Source organism: Brevibacillus ruminantium (assembly GCF_023746555.1).
GTDB classification, from domain to species: domain Bacteria; phylum Bacillota; class Bacilli; order Brevibacillales; family Brevibacillaceae; genus Brevibacillus; species Brevibacillus ruminantium.
In genome coordinates, this window is sequence record NZ_CP098755.1 from 4,161,311 (window position 1) to 4,183,842 (window position 22,532).

General features: G+C 50.4%; 21 protein-coding genes and 1 riboswitch. Of the genes, 4 read left to right on the forward strand and 17 right to left on the reverse strand.

From position 1 onward, the window contains the following. Positions 1 to 67 precede the first annotated feature (67 nt). The 3 genes from NDK47_RS20495 to NDK47_RS20505 form a co-directional block, all read right to left on the reverse strand. Entirely contained in the window at positions 68 to 268 is a 201-nt protein-coding gene (locus NDK47_RS20495; protein ID WP_251871618.1) for a hypothetical protein, read from the reverse strand. Positions 269 to 412: 144 nt separating this feature from the next. Further along, a complete protein-coding gene (locus NDK47_RS20500) occupies positions 413 to 1,111 on the reverse strand; it encodes a response regulator (protein WP_251876295.1) in 699 nt (232 codons plus the stop codon). A 54-nt stretch (positions 1,112 to 1,165) separates the two neighbouring features. Continuing rightward, entirely contained in the window at positions 1,166 to 2,719 is a 1,554-nt protein-coding gene (locus NDK47_RS20505; protein WP_251871619.1) for an ATP-binding protein, read from the reverse strand. A 157-nt stretch (positions 2,720 to 2,876) separates the two neighbouring features. On the opposite strand from NDK47_RS20505, the gene NDK47_RS20510 reads away from it, so the two are divergent. After that, the gene (locus NDK47_RS20510; protein ID WP_251871620.1) at positions 2,877 to 3,920 is read left to right on the forward strand and encodes a DctP family TRAP transporter solute-binding subunit; all 1,044 of its coding nucleotides are present in this window, start codon (positions 2,877 to 2,879) and stop codon (positions 3,918 to 3,920) included. A 255-nt stretch (positions 3,921 to 4,175) separates the two neighbouring features. Beyond that, positions 4,176 to 5,030, forward strand: coding sequence for a metallophosphoesterase (locus tag NDK47_RS20515; RefSeq protein WP_251871621.1), 855 nt, complete (start codon positions 4,176 to 4,178; stop codon positions 5,028 to 5,030). A 262-nt stretch (positions 5,031 to 5,292) separates the two neighbouring features. On the opposite strand, the gene NDK47_RS20520 is transcribed toward NDK47_RS20515, so the two are convergent. The 9 genes from NDK47_RS20520 to NDK47_RS20560 all read right to left on the reverse strand — a co-directional run bounded on the left by NDK47_RS20520 (position 5,293) and on the right by NDK47_RS20560 (position 13,541). After that, positions 5,293 to 5,919, reverse strand: coding sequence for a hypothetical protein (locus NDK47_RS20520; protein ID WP_251871622.1), 627 nt, complete (start codon positions 5,917 to 5,919; stop codon positions 5,293 to 5,295). 238 nt (positions 5,920 to 6,157) lie between these two features. Further along, on the reverse strand, positions 6,158 to 7,126 hold the full coding sequence (locus tag NDK47_RS20525) for an MraY family glycosyltransferase (protein WP_251871623.1): 969 nt from the start codon (positions 7,124 to 7,126) through the stop codon (positions 6,158 to 6,160). A 77-nt stretch (positions 7,127 to 7,203) separates the two neighbouring features. Beyond that, complete coding sequence (locus NDK47_RS20530; protein ID WP_251871624.1) at positions 7,204 to 7,518, reverse strand: DMT family transporter; 315 nt, start codon at positions 7,516 to 7,518, stop codon at positions 7,204 to 7,206. Further along, entirely contained in the window at positions 7,518 to 7,865 is a 348-nt protein-coding gene (locus NDK47_RS20535; RefSeq protein WP_251871625.1) for a DMT family transporter, read from the reverse strand. Before NDK47_RS20535 ends, NDK47_RS20530 begins: the two co-directional genes overlap by 1 nt. 171 nt (positions 7,866 to 8,036) lie before the next feature. After that, positions 8,037 to 8,137, reverse strand: a riboswitch (guanidine-I (ykkC/yxkD leader). Between the two features lie 70 nt (positions 8,138 to 8,207). Continuing rightward, on the reverse strand, positions 8,208 to 9,482 hold the full coding sequence (locus NDK47_RS20540) for a TRAP transporter large permease (protein WP_251871626.1): 1,275 nt from the start codon (positions 9,480 to 9,482) through the stop codon (positions 8,208 to 8,210). Further along, positions 9,470 to 9,961, reverse strand: a complete 492-nt coding sequence (locus NDK47_RS20545; RefSeq protein WP_251871627.1) for a TRAP transporter small permease — start codon at positions 9,959 to 9,961, stop codon at positions 9,470 to 9,472. Before NDK47_RS20545 ends, NDK47_RS20540 begins: the two co-directional genes overlap by 13 nt. Before the next feature lie 122 nt (positions 9,962 to 10,083). Next, positions 10,084 to 11,106 (reverse strand): TRAP transporter substrate-binding protein, encoded by a 1,023-nt coding sequence (locus NDK47_RS20550; protein ID WP_251871628.1) that lies wholly within the window; start codon positions 11,104 to 11,106, stop codon positions 10,084 to 10,086. Positions 11,107 to 11,367: 261 nt separating this feature from the next. After that, positions 11,368 to 12,876 carry an SLC13 family permease gene (locus NDK47_RS20555; protein ID WP_251871629.1) on the reverse strand — a complete coding sequence of 503 codons (1,509 nt, stop codon included), beginning with the start codon at positions 12,874 to 12,876 and terminating at the stop codon, positions 11,368 to 11,370. A gap of 107 nt (positions 12,877 to 12,983) precedes the next feature. Beyond that, on the reverse strand, positions 12,984 to 13,541 hold the full coding sequence (locus NDK47_RS20560) for a helix-turn-helix domain-containing protein (RefSeq protein ID WP_251871630.1): 558 nt from the start codon (positions 13,539 to 13,541) through the stop codon (positions 12,984 to 12,986). Positions 13,542 to 13,677: 136 nt separating this feature from the next. On the opposite strand from NDK47_RS20560, the gene NDK47_RS20565 reads away from it, so the two are divergent. Together NDK47_RS20565 and NDK47_RS20570 are read left to right on the forward strand one after the other, a co-directional pair. Beyond that, positions 13,678 to 15,204, forward strand: a complete 1,527-nt coding sequence (locus tag NDK47_RS20565) for an L-lactate permease (RefSeq protein ID WP_251871631.1) — start codon at positions 13,678 to 13,680, stop codon at positions 15,202 to 15,204. A gap of 314 nt (positions 15,205 to 15,518) precedes the next feature. After that, complete coding sequence (locus NDK47_RS20570) at positions 15,519 to 16,007, forward strand: hypothetical protein (RefSeq protein WP_251871632.1); 489 nt, start codon at positions 15,519 to 15,521, stop codon at positions 16,005 to 16,007. A gap of 57 nt (positions 16,008 to 16,064) precedes the next feature. Here NDK47_RS20570 and NDK47_RS20575 read toward each other — a convergent pair whose 3' ends face one another. The 5 genes from NDK47_RS20575 to NDK47_RS20595 all read right to left on the reverse strand — a co-directional run bounded on the left by NDK47_RS20575 (position 16,065) and on the right by NDK47_RS20595 (position 22,427). Beyond that, the gene (locus tag NDK47_RS20575) at positions 16,065 to 17,012 is read right to left on the reverse strand and encodes a c-type cytochrome (RefSeq protein ID WP_251871633.1); all 948 of its coding nucleotides are present in this window, start codon (positions 17,010 to 17,012) and stop codon (positions 16,065 to 16,067) included. Positions 17,013 to 17,237: 225 nt separating this feature from the next. Beyond that, positions 17,238 to 18,614, reverse strand: a complete 1,377-nt coding sequence (locus NDK47_RS20580; RefSeq protein WP_251871634.1) for a sigma-54-dependent transcriptional regulator — start codon at positions 18,612 to 18,614, stop codon at positions 17,238 to 17,240. Next, positions 18,604 to 20,799 carry a PAS domain-containing sensor histidine kinase gene (locus NDK47_RS20585; RefSeq protein ID WP_251871635.1) on the reverse strand — a complete coding sequence of 732 codons (2,196 nt, stop codon included), beginning with the start codon at positions 20,797 to 20,799 and terminating at the stop codon, positions 18,604 to 18,606. Before NDK47_RS20585 ends, NDK47_RS20580 begins: the two co-directional genes overlap by 11 nt. Further along, positions 20,796 to 21,812, reverse strand: a complete 1,017-nt coding sequence (locus NDK47_RS20590) for an ABC transporter substrate-binding protein (protein ID WP_251871636.1) — start codon at positions 21,810 to 21,812, stop codon at positions 20,796 to 20,798. The genes NDK47_RS20585 and NDK47_RS20590 overlap by 4 nt, the downstream gene beginning before the upstream one ends. Positions 21,813 to 21,980: 168 nt before the next feature. Then, the gene (locus NDK47_RS20595) at positions 21,981 to 22,427 is read right to left on the reverse strand and encodes a methyltransferase (protein ID WP_251871637.1); all 447 of its coding nucleotides are present in this window, start codon (positions 22,425 to 22,427) and stop codon (positions 21,981 to 21,983) included. Positions 22,428 to 22,532: the final 105 nt, after the last annotated feature.

A 22,532-nucleotide genomic window follows, 5' to 3' on the forward strand; every position in this document is an offset into this window, starting at 1 on the left:
TGTTCTATTACTTTTCGTAATATTCCAAATATTATACTAAGAGCACTCACGCGTTCTTTGCTAAATTCTATGCAAGCTTTTGTACAATAAAGCAAAAAAGCGAGCAAAAATCGTATTCCATTTTGCCTGAAACGATTCGAGGGTGAATAGCAAATTTGCGCTGTTTTCTGCTTGCGCTTGGCTGGCTGGTTTCGTAAGCAGGGCTGGCTTGCTTTTGCTTATGCGGACTGCACTTATGTATATCCTTTGCCAAAACTCCTTTTCCCACACCTGATTCTCCCAACAAGATTACTGAGGAATTTAGCTTAAAACAGCTTGTCTGCCATCACGGCAACCTGGCGCATGCTTGGACTGCTGTACACCAGGTTCGTTTCGCTGACACACGGTTGCGCTAACCTAATAAGTTTTTCGATCAGGGTCCTACCAGCATATATCTGTTCGTCGGCCGTCCCACACCGCCGTATGCGATCTCTCTATTTACTCGCCTGGTCTTTTCGAGATACTCCAGATAGCGCCGGGCTGTGACACGGGCGATCCCGACCCGCTCGGCCACTTCCTCTGCCGAGAGCGGCATTGTCTCCGCGCTCAACTGGCGGACGATCTGCTCCAGCGTATGCAAGTGCAGCCCTTTAGGCAGAAATTCTTCTTTGGAAATGGTCCGAGCATTCCCCTTTCCCTCACCAGTCCCGCCAAACGTGTTGGTACTGTCCATGCTTGTTCGGAACAACCATTGATCAACTTCCTCCTGGGAGACGGTCCCCTCTGTTTCCAGTTGTTTGCGGAAGGAGCGATAGCTCTCCAGGGACTGCTTGATTCTTTCAAAGGTAAACGGTTTAATGATGTAGTCGATGACACCGCTCCTCAGCATGTTTTGAATGGTCGGCTTGTCTTTTGCAGCCGTGATCACAATCACGTCTACTTCCTGATTGGTCGCACGCAGCTTTTGCAAGGTCTGTGCTCCATCCTGTACAGGCATGAAAACATCCATGATGACCAGCTCCGGTTTCAGCTCCTGGACAACCTGGATGCCCTCAGCACCGTTCGAGGCCACGCCCACCACTTGAAACGAGGATACCCGCTCGATGAACTGGCGATTGACCTCTTGAACCATCGGATCATCCTCGATCACCACGACGCGAAATGATGTTTGAACATTCAACCCCAACTACACCTCCTTCATCGGGAACGTAATCAGAAAGCTTGTCCCTTGACCGTATTGAGACTGACAACTCAATTCCCCTCTCCCCTTTTTCACCAACTGATTGACCAGATACAAGCCCAGGCCCTGGTGTTCCATCTGTTTGGTCGAAAAGCCCCTCTCCAGCATCCGCTGCTGAACTTCCGGCTCCATCCCCAGTCCGTTGTCTTCCACCAGCAGTGAGCAGATCTCCTCATCTTGCGCGATGCTGATAAAGACCTCTTTGTCTTCACGATTCGTCTGCTCTAATACATCAAAGGAATTTTCGATCAGATTTCCCAAAATCAAGACAAAATTATGATGATCCAGATAAGGCGGAAAGCTTTCCAAATGACTTCTCCGGTCGATCACGACGCGAATCCCAAGCTCTTTGCCCCTGCTTACTTTTCCCATCAGCAGACCGGTTACACTGTCATCGGAAATACGGGCTGCCAAAAAGGATGTCAGCTCTTCCTGCTGAACCTGGATGTCAAACAGATAGTCCAGCGCTTTTTCCGGTTGATTCAACTGGATCAGGCCAGCAATCGTATGCAGCTTGTTCATGTGCTCGTGGTTTTGCACGCGCAGAGCATCGACGAATTCTTTCACCCCTGTCAGTTCCTCTGCCATGCGGGCCACTTCGGTTCGATCCTGAAAAATGGCAATCGCTCCTACCAGCTTTCCGTCCACTTTGATCATGAAGCGGTTGGACCAAAGCAGTGCGTTCCCGACATGCAGCTCGTGATCAAAGAAGTTCTGTCTTTTTTCCAGCACTTCCGGCAGGGCGGAATCGCGGATCACTTTGCGAATCGGTTTGCCCAGCACATCCCCCTCGATGTGGAAAATCTGCTTGGCTTTATCATTGCAAATCGTTATCCGCTCCTGGTTGTCAATCGCGATCACACCTTCGCGCATGGCGTGAAAGGTGGCGGTTCGCTCAACCAGTATACGGGCAATTTCTTCCGGTTCCAGATTAAGCATCTGCTTTTTGATGTGACGAGCCAGCAGGTAAGAACCCCAGATGCCAAAAAACAGTGAAAGGAGAAATGTAATCGCGATATTTTCACGTTGATTGTTGACAATCTCCCAGAAACTGGGCAATACATGCCCGGCCACAATCACCCCCACCTGCTGATGCTGCTCGTTCATGAGCGGTACATATGCACGCAGGGCGGTTCCCATCTCTCCGCGGAGTTTGCGCAGATAGCTGTGTTCGGCGAAAGCGGCTTCCACATGCTTGTCTTCAAAAACAGTGCCAATGCGGGCTTCTATCGGGTCAGAATAGCGAATCCGCTCCATGTTGAGCACCACAATATAAGTGACGTCATTGACGATGCGAATCCGGCGTGCCGTGGGAGCAATCACCTTCCACCCGTCCGGCTCCTGAATGCTTTTCTGGATGATCTGGATTTCAGCAACTGTTCTGGCAGTGGTCATCAGTCTTTGACTCAGTTCATCTTCTGTCATGCGCATAATGCTGCCGAGAAGGATAATGCCGCCGATCAACAGAGAAAACAGGACGATCCCCACTGACAGCAGCATGATCTTTCCTTTGATTTTGAGTCGTTTTATCAGAGAAGCTCTTCCTTTCTCCGTAGTTTTCCTGTTACCATTATAACGTACTTATGGATCGAAGCTTCCGGAAACGACAGAAATTTTTAAAGATTCCTGGCAACAATTACGTAAGCAGGTGTTCGCGATGAGATCTTTTATCAGTATTACACTTATCGTCTTCCTCGGGTTTATCAGTGCGATTCTGATTGGGTTTCGGGCTGATCTTCCGTTTTCTCCCCTGGACTATGACGAGGAACAGGAAGGATTGCAAGAACGTATCATCATTAAATTCAGTCACGTCGTGGCGGAGAATACACCAAAGGGGCTGGCCGTAGAACGCTTTTCCCGACTGGTCAAGGAAAAGTCCAACGGTCATATCGAAGTGCAGGTCTTTCCCAACGGCATTCTCTACTCCGATATCACAGAAGGCGCCGCTCTGCGAAACGGCGACATCCAGATGATTGCTCCGGCTTTCTCCAACTTGGCTGACCAGATACCGCAGTGGTCTGTCCTCGATCTGCCTTTTGTCTTCCGCAACCAGGAAGATGTACAGGAGGCGTTTGAAGGCGAAATTGGCCGGCTGTTATTTGAGAGTCTGGAGCCCTATGACATGAAGGGCATCGCATTTTGGAGCAACGGTTTCAAGCAGATGACGAGCAATTATCCGATTCGCCTGCCGGAGGATTTTGTCGGCCAGCGCTTTCGGATTATTCAAAGCAAAGTGCTGGAAGCCCAGTTTCAGGCGATGGGAGCGAAAGCCTATGGGGCTCCTTTTATCGATGTCTATCAGAAGCTGGCCAATAGCCAGGTAGACGGCCAGGAAAACACGATCTCCAATATCTTTACCCGCAAGCTGTATCAGGTGCAGCACTATTTGACCCTGAGCAACCACGGCTATCTCGGCTATGTAGTGATCATGAACCGACGCTTTTGGGAAAAGCTCTCTCCCGGTACACAAGCGATCATCCGGGAGGCCATGGAGGAAACGACCGCTTATAGCAATCAGCTAGCGCGGGCCATCAACGAGCAGCAGTGGGATGAACTGCAAAAGATGGGTCTGGAAATTCATGAGCTAACGCCGGAGGAAAAGGTTGCCTGGGAAGAGGCAATGAAGCCGGTATACGAAAAGTTTGCTCCCGTGATTGGTCCCGCTCTGATGAATGAAATTGAAATACTGCATGCACGGTAAGAAAAGGCGTCCTTCGTGAAAACGGGTGGGGCGCCTTTTTGATGCAGTTTTTTTGAAATGCAAAATGGATATTGAATGATCTGCCATCCTTTTATAAAGTAATTCTATAACGCTCTACCAAGGTAACGTATTAGCAAATGAAAATTAGGGCGAGTCGGGAGGAATTATTCATCCATGAAAAAAATCGCAGTCATTGGCAGCAGTGGGGAAAGTAGAGAAGGATATGGCGATGTGAGTCTCTGAAGGAAAAATTTGATGCTTTCCCGAACAAACAAAGGAGCGACCAAACAAGGAGGGAATCAAAAGGGAATGATCGGATTTGCCCTCTTTTTCGGCTTAATTGTCCTCGTATCTCTCGTTATCGAAACCTGTTATGTAAGATGCTCACATTACCGGATACGCTCGCCATTCAAGAAACCGCTCAAAATCGTTCAGTTGTCCGACATTCATGGGCGCACTCGTTTTCTCAATGGTTCGATCAGTAGAATGGCCAATTTGCTCAGACCTGATATCGTGATCATCACAGGCGATTTGACAACTTCACTGAAACAAACGACTCGAGTTTTGGAAGAACTTCAAAAAATTCAATGCAAGCAGATTGTATTCGTTCCAGGCAATTACGAACGCGAGACGAAAACAGGTTTCCAAAAGCGTCTTTATAACGTAGATGAATACCACGCTCTTTTGACGAATTTACGTGAACAGGATATCACCGTTTTAGAAAACAGCTTTCTCACAATTCCTGTCGATGGCCAACAATTGTTCCTATACGGTTTTGACAACTCCATCTACGGAAATGAACGGCTAAACGCCACGTCGGCTGATTGGGAGGAATCGGTCTTTCTGATCGCCCTCGCCCATTCTCCCAACATCATTCATTTTCTTGCAGAACACAACTTTCCTTATGATCTGTTGCTTACTGGTCATACCCACGGAGGGCAGATCCGTTTTTTTGGCCGAACCTTTGGGGAGTACAAACATTTTCATACGGGGTTGAAGGTGATGGAGGAGAACAGGCATTTTTACATTCATCGGGGACTCGGGACGGTGAAGCTTCCCGTCCGCATCGCCTGCCCTCCAGAGATCGCCGTATTTCATCTCAATGAGTAGGGGGCGTTCCTGTACAGTGAGTAGTGAGTGGGAGGTAAAGCTGGCGGCGGAATTTCCAAAGGATATTCACGGTTATGTAGAAAGGAAAGATTCACTGGTAAAGGCTTTGAGCATAAAGCAACTGCGTTGATACTCCTCTCGGAAGGCCGGTCGGTAGCGTTTTTTAAAAAGCACGGTGTCTCTCTTATCCTCCAGTACTTTTCCGTGGGGATAGGAGTGACACCGTCTTCTAATGGCTTAACATTTTTATTAATAACTGACCTTAGCCTATCGTATCATCATCAGAAGAGTCCTCTTCGAGAGGATTTATCCCTTCACGAATTTTTTCAATGATTTCTTCAGGATTATACTTAGTACCGGGTGTAGCGTCGAGTAATCGAGCAGCACGCTGTTCAAGCCATACACTTTCATCCCCGTCAGAGTTAACTGCCACAAATATATAGCCGCCTGCATAATCAAAATATTTCAAGCGAACGTCTTCCCCGAGATCATTCACAATCTTTTGGTACATTTCATACAATTCCGGGCCTGTTTTTTCGCGTCCTGCTCCCCTCGACTCAGTGTCAGTCGCTAAAACAATACCTTTAACCTGCTTGCCATCCATGATAAACCATAGCTTTTCATCAGAAGGTATCAATAGCTCCGTCAAGCGTGAACCCTGAAATGACAGAATTTCTTCGGTATCAGGCAAATCAGAACCGTCAATAGAGAAGTCAGATAAAACGAAATCTGTTGCTTCCGATAACGTTTTATTTTGATTGACGGTTTCAAATTTTTTATAAGCATTCAACGCTTCAATATTTCCTTTATTCATTGCTCCAACACCTGAAATTATAAAAACTCCAGCAATAATTGTTATACCCCAAATGAACAAACCAGATTTTTTCATATTCTCCCTCCTCGATTCTCTTTTTTCAAATCCATATAACGAATGTGTCCATTCTTGTCTGGAGCTATATACAAAATCATCATAGGGCATTGTAAATAACTACTACAAAAAAAAGCTTACTCCTCTTCACCAGGAAGAAGAAATAAGCCTTTTCTTCTGAACATTATTTCATAGCTTCAGCAGAGAAAAACGCACATCCAACGCACATCGTTTGGACTATCGTCAATCCCCTGGCTTTTTACACCTGCAGCAACAGCAAAATAATCGAGGTCAAGCTGAAGCATACACTGATCAGGCAAAGAAACGCCACGACCTGCTTTTGGTTCATCCCCGTCCGCAACAGACGATAATGGGCTTGACTGGCATCTGCCTGGTAAATCGGTTTGCCCTGCATAAAGCGCTTGGCGACAACAAACAGATTGTCGAAAATGGGTACGCCCAGCGCGAGGATCGGGATGAACAGCGAGAGAATCGTCGCCTGCTTGAACGCACCGTCGAGCGCAATCACCGCCAAAATGAATCCGAGAAACGTCGCTCCCGCATCGCCCATAAAAATTTTGGCCGGCGGCTTGTTATACCTCAGATAAGCGACCGCCACCCCGACAAGAATAATCGCCATGATCGCCGAAGTACTCTGCCCTTTTGCCAGCGCGACAATAAAGAGGGTTCCGGCTGAAATAGCCGAGAGTCCTCCTGCCAGTCCATCCATGCCATCCGAAAAGTTGATCACCGTCGTCACGCCGAAAATCCAGAGAATCGTCAGAATAAACTGTAACCAAACAGGGAGCAGCACGTATTCACCACTAAGCGGGTTGTAAAATCCTGTAAAGGCAATGCCAGAAGCGTACACCAGCACTGCCGCGGATAATTGCACGATCGTTTTGGGCAGTGCGGAGAAGTCTTTCCCCTGCGTTTTGTACCAGTCATCAATCGTTCCGATAATCAGCAACAAAAGTCCGCCTACCAGGACGGAGATGAGCTGAACCGGGGTCTCATTTGAAAACAGGATATAAGGTACCGCAAATCCGGCATAAATGGCATAGCTGGCGGTAAGCGGAATCGGCTCCCGATGTATTTTACGCTCCACGTCTTTGCGAGGCTTGTCCACAAAATCAAGGCGAAATGCCAGTCTCCCTAATGGGGGGATCAGCAGGAAAACAATGAGAAACGAGATCAAAAAAGAAAGGATATAGAAAATCGTCACCATCTCCTATAACGAGGGGCTGTCCCCTGCCTATTACCTCCACCTATTATAGGAAAGTGGCAGAATTTTGTCGATCATGTTTACGAAATCGCCTTCAAACCAACCGCGGCCCCGAGCACCATGCAAATAAACAAGATACGACGCCAGTCTCTGGACTCTCCATAGAACAGCATTCCCATGATCGCTCCGCCGGAGGCGCCAATACCGGTCCAGATCGCATAAGCCGTACCCATGGGCAAGTTTTCCATTGCCAACGCAAGAAACAGGAAGCTTGCTCCAAAGCCGAGGAGCATATACACCACGGATTGCCAGTTTTTGTCGCGGTGCATTTTATTAATCATTGTCACCCCGACCATTTCAAAAATCCCTGCCAGGATCAGATACAACCAAGCCATCAGGAATCAGCCCCTTCCTGCTCTGTTTCTTTCTCCCGCGTCACCAGCTTCAAACCGATTACCCCAGCCAGTAGCAGCAGGATCAGAAGAATTTTGCCCGTCTGAAACGGCTCTCCAAAAAAGACAATTTCCGCAAAAACCGTTCCCGCCGTTCCCAATCCGACAAAAACGGCATAGACCGTTCCGACAGGCAGTCGTTTGCCCGCCATGATCATCATGTAGAAGCTCACATAAATGGAAACGGCTGTGCCCAGCCATGTCCAGACGTCGGAAGCGTGCTTGAGTCCAATCACCCAAAAAACCTCGAAAAAGGCGGCAAAAAATACCTTGGCCCATTCCTTGTTCACAGTGCTCTCCTCCCTTTTCCCGCAAAGTTGTTCGCAAGTGTCAGACCGTCAGAAGAAAACTTCGGCATACTTCGTTTCTGTAGCTCTCTGTGCGATTGGGACCAGGCAGAACAATGGTAGTTATTCCACCCGGACAAATAAAAAAACCGGGATTATCGTCGTTGAAAACGATACTCCCGGGCTTTTGTCCCTCCGTGTCCACAGCGCAATGCCGTGTGTTTTCTCTCGGACCTGACCAGCATGTCTGCTGCGGAACCCTAGAAAACTTTGCATCTTTGATTTGCCTTTACCTTATCAAACGGCGGCTGATTGTTCAAGTACCTTTTTTGATCAAATAGCACCTTAATTTGCCATCTGGACCGGCAGCCAAAGCGACAGGGACGGCCAGACGATGATGATAACCAGAACCAGAATCATCAGCGCGATAAACGGGACAACGCCTTTGACGACTTCCTCCAGCTTTTCTCTGGTGATTCCGCTGACGACAAACAGATTCAACCCGACGGGCGGGGTGATCATGCCCAGCTCCATGTTGACCGTCATGATAATCGCAAAATGAATCACATCGATGCCGAGAAGCTGCAGAATCGGCAGGAAAATCGGCAGGGTAATCAGGATGATCGAGGTGGGCTCGAGGAACATCCCCATGATAAAGAACAAGATATTGCAGGCGATCAGGAACGTCCATTTGTTGACGTCGCCCTCCATGATCCAGGCCGCGATATTTTGCGGTACCTGTGCGTTGGTCAGATACAGCCCGAATACCGTGGCACCGGCAATAATGAAAAAGATCATGGAACTGGTATTCACCGTTTCACGCAGGATGGCATGGGTATCCTTCCAGGAGATTTGGCGGTAGACAAAAACGGCGACGATCAGGGAATAGACGCAGGCTACCACCGAGGCTTCCGTCGGTGTGGCAACCCCCAAATAAATTGTACCCAGAATCAAAAAGGGCAGAAATGCTGCCGGCAAGGCTTTGATGCTGAGCTTGATACGCTCCTCCGTGCTGGCCTTGGGAAGACGTCCAAAGTTTTTCACGCGGGCGTAAATGATCGCCGCAAGAATAAGAACCATGGTGAGAAACAATCCGGGCAAAAAGCCGGCCATAAACAGCTTGCCGATGGATTCTTCGGCAACCGTACCGTATACGATCAACGGGATCGACGGCGGAATCAAAATTCCCAGCGTACCCGCTGCCGCTACCAGCCCCATCGAGTACCGTTTGCTGTAGCCTGCCTCGATCATACCGGGAATCATGATCGCCCCGATAGCTGCCGCCGTAGCCGGGCTGGAACCGGAAATCGCTGCAAAAACAGCACAAGCAAGGATCGTCACGACGGACAGCCCGCCCGCATAATGACCTACCCACGCACGCAGCGAATCGATCAGCGCTTTCGAGATTCCCCCGCGGGACATCAATACGCCGGCCAGAATGAAGCCGGGAATCGCCATCAGCGTGGATACATTCAGGGAAGAAAACATCTTTTGCGGCAGAACATCCAGGTTAAATCCGCTATCCAGCAGCGCCAGCGCAGCAGAAAAGACCAGTGCAATCGCGACGGGCACCCTCAGCAATAAAAGCAGAAAAAAGAGGATAAATACTATCCATTCCACTCGATTTTCACCTCTTTTTTCAGACTAATTAACAGCTTTTCAAGGAAACGATAACCGAGCATGAGACCGCTAACGGGAATAACCATGTACACAATCCATAAATAAATGCCGACGTCCGTCGATTGCTGCTGTGTTTCCCAGTACAAAGAGAGAAGCTTTCCTCCAAAAAAGACAAATGCCAGGCAGAACAGGATTCCCAATCCATTTGAAAACACATCAAACGCTTTTTTTAAAGATGCCGGCAGTCGATCATACAAAATATCCACCTGAATATGATGCCCTTCCCGAAGTGCCACTGCAAAACCGATCAAGGCTCCCCAGACGACAAAATACGTTGATATTTCATCGATCCATGCTTTTGGACTGTTGAAAACATAGCGACATACGACGCCATAAAAAATCAGGGATACACCGATGACCAGGAGCGATCCAGCCAGATAATCCTCAAATTTGCTGTACCTTTCCCTCCATGTTGACATCGAATCCACCTCCTCCAATCGATATCAAATGACTATCTGTGATTGATCTTCGCTTTTCTCTTGATCAAAAAGGAAGGCACCGTGCTCTTTGCCACAGAGGTGCCTCCCATCCCTGTTCCCGCTTACAGTTGTCGTGCTCCATCAATGAACTCTTTGCCGACGGTTTCGGAGAATTCACTGTATACCGGCTCCATTACCTTCACGAAGGCTTCGCGATCCGCTTCACTCAGCTCGACAACCTGCATTTTGCCAGAGCTTTTCAGCTTGTTCTCCGACTCCTTGTCCAGTTCAACTGCCAGCTCACGCTCGTATTTGGTCGCTTCTGTCATCGACTCGTCGAAAGCCTTGCGGATATCTTCCGGCAGACCGCTGTACCATTTTTTGTTGGTCAATACAATGTAATCGAGGCGGCCGTGGTTGGAGATGATGAGATGCTTTTGTACTTCTTCGTACTTTTGCGTGTCGATGTTGTTCCAGGTGTTTTCCTGGCCGTCTACAGTACCCTGCTGCAACGCCGTGTAGGTTTCGCCAAACGGAATCGTCGCTGCCCCGGAACCCAGTGCCTTAAACTGCGCCTCCAGCACCTTCCCAGCCTGCGTGCGGAATTTCAGACCTTTGAAATCTTCCGGCTTGGTAAGAGGTTTATTTGCGGTGAAGACTTTAAAGCCGTTTTCCCACATGGCAAGACCCAGCATGTTTTTGCTATCCAGGGAACCGAGAAGCTTTTTGCCCAAGTCTCCGTCCCAGAATTTAAGTACAGAATCGTGGTTTTTGAACAAGAACGGCATATCTACGATCTGGAAAGCCGGGTTGAATCCGACCAGCTTGGTTGCAGATGGAGCAATGATTTGGACGTTGCCAGCCTGGAGGGCTTCCATCTCGTCTTTGTCACCGTAGAGCTGAGAGGACGGATAGACTTCTACTTTTACCTTTCCGCCCGTCTTCTCTGCCATCATATCGGCAAATTTGGTGGCAGCCTTCCCTTTTGGACTGTCCGCCGTGGTTACGTGTGAAAACTTGATGATCAGCGGTTTTTCTGGTGTGTACGCCGATGCATCCTGAGATTTGGAGCCGCCGCATCCTGCCGCTGTCAGCAGCACGAGCGAAAGACAGCCCGCCATCGCTGCTTTCCAACCTTTTTTCATGAGAAATCCCCCTACCTTTCAGATGAAAACGCTTTCTGGAGCTATTTTAGGGAATATTGCCGCGAATGGGAATATTACGGACGTATTGTTCTTTTTGGTCTTTTTGGTCTCGGCCGAATCGGCATGCAGAAGGGATTTGTGTGACAAATGGGCGCGAATGACGAACATGCCAAAAAAGCGACTGATACCAGCAAGGCGCCAAAAAGCAGCCTTCAGGTCAGTCGCTCTTTTTTCTCGTTTTACTTCACGCAACGTTCTGGACTAATAATACCCGAGCCATTTCCACCAGGTCAGCGCCATCAGGAATGTGACGCCCGTCGTGATGAGTGTCAACCAAAAGCCGGGTACAAAGAAATCCTGCTGCGTCACCCATCCCGTTCCATGCACCATCACGCCGGGAATCGTTTCTACGACCAAAATAAATCCGTACAAACTGGTAAGTCCGGCAACAATGGCGAGCAGCAGCGCCGGGGAGTCAGGAGAGTGAGCCGCCAATGCCACTACTACAGGCACTGTGGCGATCACAGCCGTAGATACATTTGACGTCACTTTGTGAATCAGCTGTGTAAGTACAGCTACCGTCAACACAGCCAGCGCAGGATTAGAGAAAAGGAATAGGGTCACGTCGGATTCCATCCATTTGGACAAGTAATCTGTAACGCCAGTCTCGTACAGCGCCCTCCCCAGCGACAGGGTGACGCCAAGCATCACCAGCGGAGAAAATTTGACATCGATAATCTTCTCCCAGTCCGCCACTTTGATCCCCGGCCACGCCATCAGAACAGCTCCGATCAAAGCGGGAATGACGGGAGGCCACCCGTGAACGCCTTCCAGCGCCCAGAAGACGCATACCCCGGCGAGAATGCCCATCAGCCGTTTTTCCTTGGAACTGATCGGTCCCAGTTCTGCGATCAGCTCTTTCATCTTTTCCTTCAATCCGCTCGGCATCGGCTCTTTCACAGGAAAAGAGCGATACAGCACCCACCAGGATGCCGGGATCATGATCAACCACATCGGCAAAGCCAGCACGAGCCAATCCATATAGGTGACATGTGTCTGCAGATAGGTGTTGATCAAATCGACAGTAATTACGTTTCCAAGAGCTGCCGGCAAGACAGCCGTTCCGCTTATTCCACAGCCGACCACGACGCCCATCATCAGCTTTTTGCCGCGGACTTCCCCTGCTTTTACCCCGAGAATCGACGCGATGGAAAAGACGATGGGCAACAGCATCGCTGTCCGAACGGCAGCAGCGGGAATGAAAAAGGCCAAAATTTGCGGAACGAGAAGGATCCCGGCGAGCACGCCCCCTTTTTTCTCGCCCAACCAGTAGAGCAGCTGATACGCCAGACGCTTGCCAAGCGGTGTTTGTTCCACGGCACTCGCAATCATCATGCCCGCGACGATAAGAAATATTGCTGGCGACGCAAAGCCTGACAAGATCAAGTCCGTGGAAACCGCTCCCGATATCGGCAGCAAAATCAAAACAAGCACGGCTGTCATCGAAAAGGGAATCGGTTCCAGCACCCAGAGCACGATTACGGCCAGTGTGATCGCAAGGGTTACCCGAGCCCCATAGTCCATGTACGCTTCGAGTCCAAAATAGATGAGTACAAAAGCGAGGAGAGACAAGGCAAACCAGAGCGGCTTTCGCAGCGCCGTCCAGCGTTTGGTTGCCGTCTGGAGTTTCATTGCCTTTTGGCGTTTGGCTGCCTCCGATTCTGGCCTGACTGTCTCCTCGTCCGGCTGCGGCTTGCTGATCGTGGACATGAGCTTTCCCCCAAAAACGCATTCTCCGTACAGGATAGGGCATCCTTTTTTATTTGTCTATCTATTTGGAAGATTCATATGACCTCTCAATTCTCCGGCAGCCGGGCCTATCTGCCCGCATTGGAGTCGATCACCAGATAATAGCTGCATGGCGTTTCCCCGACATTGATAAAGCGGTGGGGCAGATCCGCCTCAAAGTAGAGCGAATCCCCTTCTTCCAGTATTGTATCGAGCAGACCTTCGCCAAGCACAGCCCGCAGCCTCCCCTGAGCGACGACAAGGTATTCCTTTACCCCTTGTTTGTGTGCGGGAAACAGCCCAGACTCTTTGCCTGCCGGGACGACATTCAGCACAAATTCAATCCCTTTCGCTGGAAACGAAGGAGACAACAAGTGGCGCTCGAAGCCTGACTGCTCATCGCGGTAAACGAGACGCTCCCCTTTTCGAATGAGCATAACCTCCCGTTTTTCCTGCTCCCCTAAAAGCTGCGACAGGGTAAGCTCCAGTGCCTCCGCGATCTGGCAAGCGACATGCAAGGTCGGATTTTTTTCCTCACGCTCAATCATCGACAGCATGGCAGGGCTTACCCCTGAGCGATCCGACAGCTCTTGCAGCGTCAATCCCTTTTCTTTTCGCGCCTGTTTGACGTTCAGACCGAAGCTCATCTTCTTTCCCCCTTGTATCTCTCCTGAAAACGATTGATCTTCTAGAAACTATAGGAAAAAAAACCTTGACGAGTCAAGTTGTCATTCACTATGATAAATAATAATTTACTATAGTATAAATAAGGTGGAGTTTTTGATGAAAATTTTCCTTGCCTGCTTTCCCATTTTGCTGATCCTTTTGCTGCTCTTTGTCGGCAGGCTGTCCGCCTGGAAAGCGGGACTAATCGGGGTCTTTGTCACTGTCGCTCTCGCTTTGTTCGTACCCGATTTCGCGACACCGAGCAGCAGTCTTTATGCGGCCGCCGTAAAAGGTGCGTTGACCACCTCGCTCGTCGCTTATGTGATTTTGTTCGGCATCCTGCTCTATCATCTGATGAATGAATCAGGGGTGATCCAGACCATCGCTTCGTTCATCGCTTATTCTGCACAGGATCCGATTCGGCAAGTGCTTCTCTTGGCAGTCGGCTTTTCTCCCCTGGTTGAGTCGTCCAGCGGCTTTGGCATCGCGGTCATCGTTCTCGCCCCCATCCTCATTTCATTGGGGTTTGACCGCTTTCGTGCTGTGTTGATCTCGCTCGTCAGCCTGAGTGCTGTGCCATGGGGGTCGCTGGCCATGGGTACCATCATCGGGGCCAACCTGGGGAATGTTCCGGTGGGCAAGCTGGGAGCTGGCAGCGCCCTGTTGTCACTTCCGACGTTTGTCTATTTCGCTTTGCTGATCGTCTATCTGGCGGGAGGCTGGAGCGGAGTCAAACGGCGCTTCTGGGAAACGCTGCTGATCAGCGGTGTGTTCGGCCTCTCTGTCTGGGCAGCAAACCGCTATGTCAGTGTAGAGCTTGCCGGGGTATTCGGCTCTTTGACAGCGATCGGGACAGAGCTGCTGTGCATCCGTTTCGCAGCGGGACGGACCGGACTTGGGAAGCGGGCAGCCGAAGCGGAGCTGTCCGTTGCAAAGGAAATCGTGCCGGAAGGTGAGCAGCGATGCAGCGTGGTGAAAACGTTCAGTCCCTATCTAATCCTGATTACTCTCTTGCTGTTGTCTCGCTTGATTACCCCAGTGGAAGCCTTTTTGCAATCCCATCTGGTCCTAAGCCTGCCAGCTTATGGTTTTTCGCTGCCCCTTTTGTATTCACCGGGATTTTTTCTGGGAGTGACATGCCTGCTGACCTGCTTTCTGTTTTCCTTGGAAAAAGACAAGATTATCAAAAGTCTCCGCTCTACGCTGGTGCAGGCTACTCCAGTGATTGGCTCCACTCTCTTTTACGTGGTCCTGTCCGAATTGATGTCCGCCGCTGCGATGACGGAGACTCTGGCCCATGCCGCAGCAGCTCTGTTTGGAAGTGCCTTTTTGTTCTTCTCTCCGGTGATCGGAGGGATGGGCGGCTTTTTGACCGGTAGCAACACCGGTTCGAATGCGATGTTTATCAAGCTGCAGACGCAAACGGCCACGCAGCTGGGCATTTCACCTGAGCTGGTTGCCTACGGACAAAACACGGCGTCCTCCCACGCTATGATGGCTTCTCCCTCCCGCGTCCTGCTCGGTGCCTCTGTGGGGGACGTGAAAGACAGGGAGCAAGAGCTGCTCAAGAAAATCTCTTTGATCGTACTTGGGATGATCTGCCTCGTCGTGCTTGGCCTCGTGCGGATTCAGCTTTTCTCATAACAGGCTTTGCGGTTTTCATTCGCACCAAAAAACGAGGCGGCTCTACGGGAGGTCGCCTCGTTTTTCTGTTACTGCTTTTGGCTGTTCAATTCGTACGGCACGTCCTTTGGCGCATTGCCGGCCTGTCAGTTGTTTTAAGAGGAATTTGCTCTCATCCATATCATTGTCAGCATTGTACTCCCTTGTTACCGCCAAAACTTTTTCCCAAAATATACCTTTTCATATTTTATCATGGTATATTATGAAAATAAGCATTGTACTCTCCTTTTACAAACACAACATTTTGTTCGGAAGGGAGAAGGGAGAAAATTATTTTGAGGCATTTGATGTTTGTATTCATGACAATTGTAATTCTTTCTGGTTGTTCAATCGGCAATGAAGATAGTTTCGTGTGGTTTCCTTCACCCGAAGCCGCCATTCAAAATGGTTTAAAACAGGAGGAGATCAATGAAAGTGATTTGCTGTCAACAGTAGAAACAGATGGGGAAACATTACTTATTTTTAAGCAAAACGTACCCGATGGAACAATCGTCGGTATTGCAAGCTTACGTAAGAAAGACGGACAATTCGCATGGTACAGAGAGAATGATCCTGTATTAGTAAAACATCTGGATGGTACTGCATCACCTTCTATAATAATTGAAATTCATACTCACTCGAAGAAAGCCTTCTACGTTTACCTTGGAGTAACAAATTCTGCTGAAAATAAAATCACCCTAAGAAACGGAAATAAAGTTCAGCCTGCTGTTGATCAAAATAGTGGAATTTACTATTATGTCGAATCCGGAAATGGCGAAAAATAGGTATTTATTTACACTCAAAAACGAGGCGGCTCTCTGTGTGGCCGCCTCGTTTTTCGGTTACTGCTTTTGGCTGTTCAATTCGTACGGCACGTCCTTTGGCGCATTGCCGGCCGGCCAGTCATTTGCCTTGTCCTCGAAGTCAGGGCGCGGGAAACTCAAAATATATGCCGCCAGATCTGCGGCCTCCTGGTCGGTCAACGTTCCCTGCTTGACCCCGCCCATTTCTCCAAGCGGCATGTTCCGCTTGATATACCCTGCGGCGGTCGAAATCCTGCCCATCCCGGCTCCGATATTGAAGGAGTTGTCGCCCCACAGCGCCGGGCCAGAATTGGCCCCGGTCCCGGAACCGTCCGCAGCGTGGCATTGTATGCAGGACTGCATGTACAGACGCTCGCCGTTTTCCACGTTTGGAGTCGGTACCTCTTTCAAGCTGTTTTTTACTACCCAAGGCCTTTCCTTCGTTCCGACCGGAACATCGGTGGAAATATAACTCAGATACGCAACCATCGCCCTCATTTCATCGCTGTTATACGGCAGCGGCTGACCGTTCATACTGCGGACAAAGCAGCCGTTTATTCGATCCTCGATCGTCAAAACCTTGCCCGATCTGGGGATGTATTGGGGATAGACGGCGGCAACCCCTGTCAAAGGGGAGGTCGCATCCAAACCGGCGTTGCCGTGACAGCTTGTGCAAGACAGCTTGTTGCCGACGTAGTCGGGCAGCGCCACGTTTGTTTCATTGATCAGCTTGTGACCGTACGTGATGGCTTCCCCCAAAGGGCCCTCTGGCACGTCATTCATACTTGGGGGCTTATAGTCCTGCAGCCCGGAAGGTTCCGCTGACATTGCTGCCGCATCCTGCTGCGAGGACGTCTTTTCTACAGCTGCTGTCTTTTCTCCGTTCCCTGCCGGAGGCCCGGCTGTCTGGGAGGCGCATCCGGCGACGACCAGCAGAGCTGCGGTCAACAGTAACAGTCTTTTCTTCATTGTCATTTGGTTAGCCATAGCTACCACTCCTTCATGTACGATTGGCTACACCTTTTTCTGATTGCAAAAGTTATGCCAACCCGGGCAAAAAGAAATGGATGTCGAATAACCGCGTTTTTTGTCTCCTGCCGCTTTGCTGCCCAAAAAAACTGCGACAAATTGTCACGGTTGCTTCCTGACATTTTGTCGCAGTTGCTGTGTTCCATGTCTTGCTATTTTGTCACAGTCCTGCCAGTCAGATCGTTACGGTCTTAATCCGTACTCTTCGATTTTCCGATACAGGTTGCGGACACTGATGCCGAGCGCTTTCGCCGCCCTTGTCTTGTTCCAGTTGGACAGACTGAGCACTTTCCGGATATGCTGGCATTCCAATTGTTTTAACGAATACATCTCCGTATCCCCGGCATCCTTTGTTTCGGTGCTTGCCTGCCGCCAATCACTTGCCGCCTGATGAAGCTGCTGTGGAAACAAATCGGCTGCCTCGATGCACTCGTTCTTCGACAGAACGAGTCCGCGCTCGATCATATGAGCCAACTCGCGGATATTGCCGGGATAAGAATACTCGGCCAAGGCAGCCTTGGCCTGCTCGCTGAGTGCTTTTGCCTGGTACTTCCGCTCCAACCGCTTTAAGAAATGCTCGGCCAGCGGCAGGATATCCTCCTGTCTCTCCCGCAGAGGCGGCAGGCAAATGTCCACCACGTGCAGGCGGTAGAAGAGATCGGCCCGGAAGCTGCCCTCCTCTACCCGGCGTTCCAGATCGACGTTGGTCGCAGCGATGATCCTGACGTCTACCTGCTGCAGCCGGTTGCTTCCGATTCGCCGGAATTCCCCCGTTTCCAAAAAACGGAGAAGCTTCACTTGCAGCGGATAGGGCAAATCGCCGATTTCATCGAGAAACAGCGTTCCCTGATGTGCGATTTCAACCAATCCCTTTTTCGGAGAAACAGCTCCGGTAAAAGCGCCCTTTTCATGGCCGAACAGCTCGCTTTCCAGCATAGCATCCGGGATCGCTCCCATGTTGATCGGAACAAAAGCTCTTCCGCTCCGGGGGCTGTTTTCGAAGATAAAGCGGGCGACCAAGTCTTTCCCTGTTCCGCTCTCGCCTCTAAGCAATACAGATGAATCAGTCTGCGCCAACTTGACCGCTGTCGACAACAGCTCCTTCATCACAGAACTGACCGCGATGATCGGAGCAGCTTTGCCCGAAGCCGAGAGCGCTTCTTTCAATTGCGTATTTTCTTCCTCCAACTGCTGTTTTTCCAGCGCCTTTTCCAGCAAAGCCTCCAGCTCGTTTAGGTTGTAAGGCTTGGTCAGGTAGTCATAGGCACCACTTTTCATCGCCTCGATGGCTGTCTCGATGGTTCCGTGACCGGTTACCACGATCACCTGAACCCAGGGAGCCGACTGCTTGCACCGCTTCAAAAAGGTCAATCCGTCCATGCCAGGCATTTTCAAATCAAGCAGGATCAACTGAATATGATCGCTGGCTACACGGGCGAGCGCTTCCGTTCCGTCTCCCGCCTCCCATACGCGATAGCCTTTTCGAGTCAAACGGGCGGATAAAAGCTGACGGTAGTCCTGTTCGTCATCGACAAGCAAAATCGATTTGTCAGGATACATGCTCTTTCTCCTTCGCCAATGGCAATACGACAGTTGCATGGGTTCCTTCTTCCGGTTGACTTCTCATTTTGATATCCCCTCCAAGTCGTTTGACAATCCCGTAACAGATGGACAATCCAAGTCCCGTTCCCTGGCCGATCGGTTTCGTCGTGTAAAAAGGGTCAAAAACATGTGGCAGGTGTTCAACTGCGATGCCCTCACCGTTATCGCCAATCTCGATGAGAATCTCGTCCGCTTTCGCCCAGGTGCGAATGTGAATGACCCCTGAATGGTCGACTGCGTAAAGAGCGTTTGTGAGCAGGTTGAGCAGGATTTGTTGCAGTTCCCCTGCAGGGGCTTCCACTACTGGCTGTCCAGGAGCCAACTCCCTGACGACCTCCACTTGTTTTTCCCGGACCTTATGTGAAAGCAACAGGATGACATCGTCAAGTGCCTGATGCACATCGACCCGTTCGGGGGCTGTCGGCGATTTGCGCGAAAAGTGGAGCAAGCGAGTGGTAATATCCTTGCATCGGGCAATCTGCTTGTCCATCGTCTCCAGATACCGTTGCAGCTCACCCGTTTCGGCCAAGGTTGCAATATCCTCCTCCGCCATACGATCGCGAAGATCCTGCCCGTAAACGGATAAAATCCCCAGGGGGTTGTTGATTTCATGCGCAATCCCGGAAGCCATGAGACCGATCGCCGAAAGTTTGTCCGCCTGTACGACGACCGCTTCCATTTCTCTTTTTTCCGTAATATCCTCGATTACTTCGAGAAAGGCCGATTTCTCTTTGGCCGGATTCAAAGGAAAGACCTGATGGCGGAAATAACGCGTACGCCCGTATTCGTCCACCCTCGTGGAAACGAGTTCCTTCTGATTTTCCGAAACCATTTTCCTCGTTTTCATCGGACAGTCGCGGCACAAGCTGCAATTTTCGCCAATCGCCTGATCGCACGCTTGTCCAAGCAGGTCCCCGCTTCCGCCAAACCACATGCCGATCGTCCGGTTTGCCCAGCGAACGCGAAAAGATTCGTCGATCAGGATCAGCCCCATTCCTAGACCGCTGACAACCATATCCAAGCGCTGTTTTTCCTCGAGGATCTGATTGGTTTTCACCTGCAGGCTGTGTGCCATGTCATTGCAGGAGGAGGCCAGCCGGCCCAGTTCGTCAGAGCTGGAGACCGGGATGCGGACACTGAAATCCCCGTCTGCCACCCTGCGTACAGCCATTTCGATGCGTTCCATCTTTTTCCCGAAAAAGACCGCTGCCGCGATGCTGATCGCTGACACGATCAGACCGATCAAAAGTGTGGACAGCAGCAGGTTTTCCTGGAGCCTGGCAAAGGTGGCAAACGCCTTGTCAGCCGGCTGCTCCAGCATGACGATCCAGCCTGCTGTCCGGGAGCGCATCGCGTACCCGATCATTGTCTCTTCCGCCGGAGACCTGAACATGTGTGACACAGGCTTGGCGGTATGCGCCGGAAGGCTGGAGAGCAACAGGCGGTTCCCAACCGTCTGCTCGCCCAATGATCCTGCCGAACTGCCGGGTGCAAGCGTTCCAGCTACCGCATGCAAGGATTTATCGAATACATAGAGGCGGGCTGTTTTTTCTAAGCTTGCCTTCAACGCCAGCTGCTGAACCAGCTCCCCCACGTTCAAGCGAACCCGAACTCCGCCGCTGACGCCCTGCAGCCCCAACCGCGGGACAGCCGCGTCGACCATCATTTGACCGTTTTCACCTGCGACGACAGAGCCGATATAGGATCGGCCGTAACGAACGGCTTCAGCCATTTGCCTGTCAATCGTGGTTTGCGTTTGAGGAACCAGAAGACGCCATCGGTTGAGTTGGTACCATTCGTCACCGTTTGCGTCGATCAGTGAAATTTCTTCTAGATAGGGGGAGTTTTTCAAGAATGAATGCAGAAAAAAGTACAAGTCTTCTTCGGAGAGATCGGTGGACAAGAGGCTGTCGTTGATCATATCCATCGTCTTAAAGGTGTGCGAAAACAGAAGGTCGAGCTCATCGGCTGCGCTTTCCACAAAGTCGCGATTGGCCGCATCGACCTCCTCCCAGAGCTTTCCTTTGCTGATCAAGTTGTTTAGGAACCCCACCAGCAGAAAGGGAAGAATGGACATGACGAGTCCGAAGAGAAGCATTTTTGTTTTGATTTTGTTCAAGCCGAAAGCATGATCTCTCTTCATTCATCGCCTCCGTAGAGCTCGTCAGCCAGCGACAACTGTCTGTCCGACAGCGGAATGGAGAGCTTCGCAATGGATGCCGTATGAAGAGACAGCTTGACGTGGTTTGGCCACTGGATCGGCAGCTTTGAGACGGGAACGCCGTCAAGCAGGTTCGCCACCAGCATAGACGCCTGCTCTCCTTGTTCAAAAAACGAAACCCCGTATGCTGCAAACAGTCCCTTTTTCACTTGCTCGGGATACGCTCCCATCACGAACAGCCGCTTTTCTGTCAACAGAGGCAGAGCGTCCGTGATCGCATCTTCGAGAATCAGGCTGGGCAGCGGAAGCAGCGCATCGTATTTGCCTGCTGGCAACTGCTCCAGCTCCCGCTCTACGTCCGCCGTACTTGAGATCGTCGCAATTTCTGTTCGGATGCCCAGTTTCGTTGCTGCCATTTGCGCTTCCTCTATTCCTTTTTGAAATAGCGGCGTCTGATCGTCGGCTATCACCAGCACGTTTTCGGCGTGCGGAAGCAATCGGACAATCAGCTCCAGCCGTTTTCCGATCAGACTCATCTGTGCATTGTCCACTCCTGTCACCTGGCCTGCGCTTGCTGCCGATGAGGAAAGCACGGATGGCAAAGCGACGCCGATAAATACAATGGGTGGCGCAGGCAATGCCATACGGGCAACCGCTGTCTGGACGGCAGCCGTCTCCTTTGCTCCCGCTGTGACAACGACGTCCGGATGAGCCCGCAGAAGAGCGTCCACTGCTTCGTCATTCCGGTAATGATCCTGATCCGGCAGCAGGCGGACGGTCAAGTATTCCACCCGCTTCCCTTCTGGCAACCCAAGTTTTTCCATACCCTCTTTTAATCCGGCAATTTTTTCTGTCCTTCCTTCATTCGAAACCACGACGCCGATACGGCTTACCGGCAACGGCTCGCTCCGATTGGAAGCAATCAACAAAAACAGCAGTCCCATCGCTGCCAATACGACACATGTAAGGAAAAACGCATGACGTGTTCTGTGCACGGTTCATCACCAACCCATTCCATCATAGCGGGATTATGGCGGAAAGGATGTGAAAAATTAGCAAATTCTTCTTACGACGCTCCTGATTTGGCTCTAATGGCGAACAGGAGAGGCCAACAGAGTGAACGAAAAAAATCGCGCAGGCTTTCCCCGCGCGTTCTCCACACCCTATTCCTGAATCGCAAAAGACGCTTTGATGCTTGGTACGTCAGCAAACATCGCCTGGTATTCCCGCTCCTTTTCGGCATCGCCCACTACCCACTGCACATCGGTCGGCGTGCTAAACGAGTATACCTTGTCATCTGTCTCGCCGATTTTTTCAAGATGAATGATCGCTGTCAATTCCTCGCCGTCCTGCTTCCATTCTTCCTTGCTCCAAATTCTCATTTCGCACAGAATGCCGCCGGGCTGATTTGCTTTGCTCGAAAAGAAAATCTGATTTTCCGTTTCTTTTACTTCGTATTTCCCCTCCCAACTTTTAGGAAGCTGCAATGTAAAATGATGCGTCGGATTTTCGTACAAGATGCTCTGGGTATCCTCACTCTTTTCTGAACATGCTGACAGGAAGAAAAGCGACAAGAATGCGAAACAAAATCCGAGGAATCGGCTTCTCATAAAATATTCTCTCCTTCAAAATGGGCGGATATTTTTTAGCCCATGTTAAGAAGACGCTGTAAACTGTAAAAAGTTTCCTACCCCATTAAAAAATACCGGCCACCA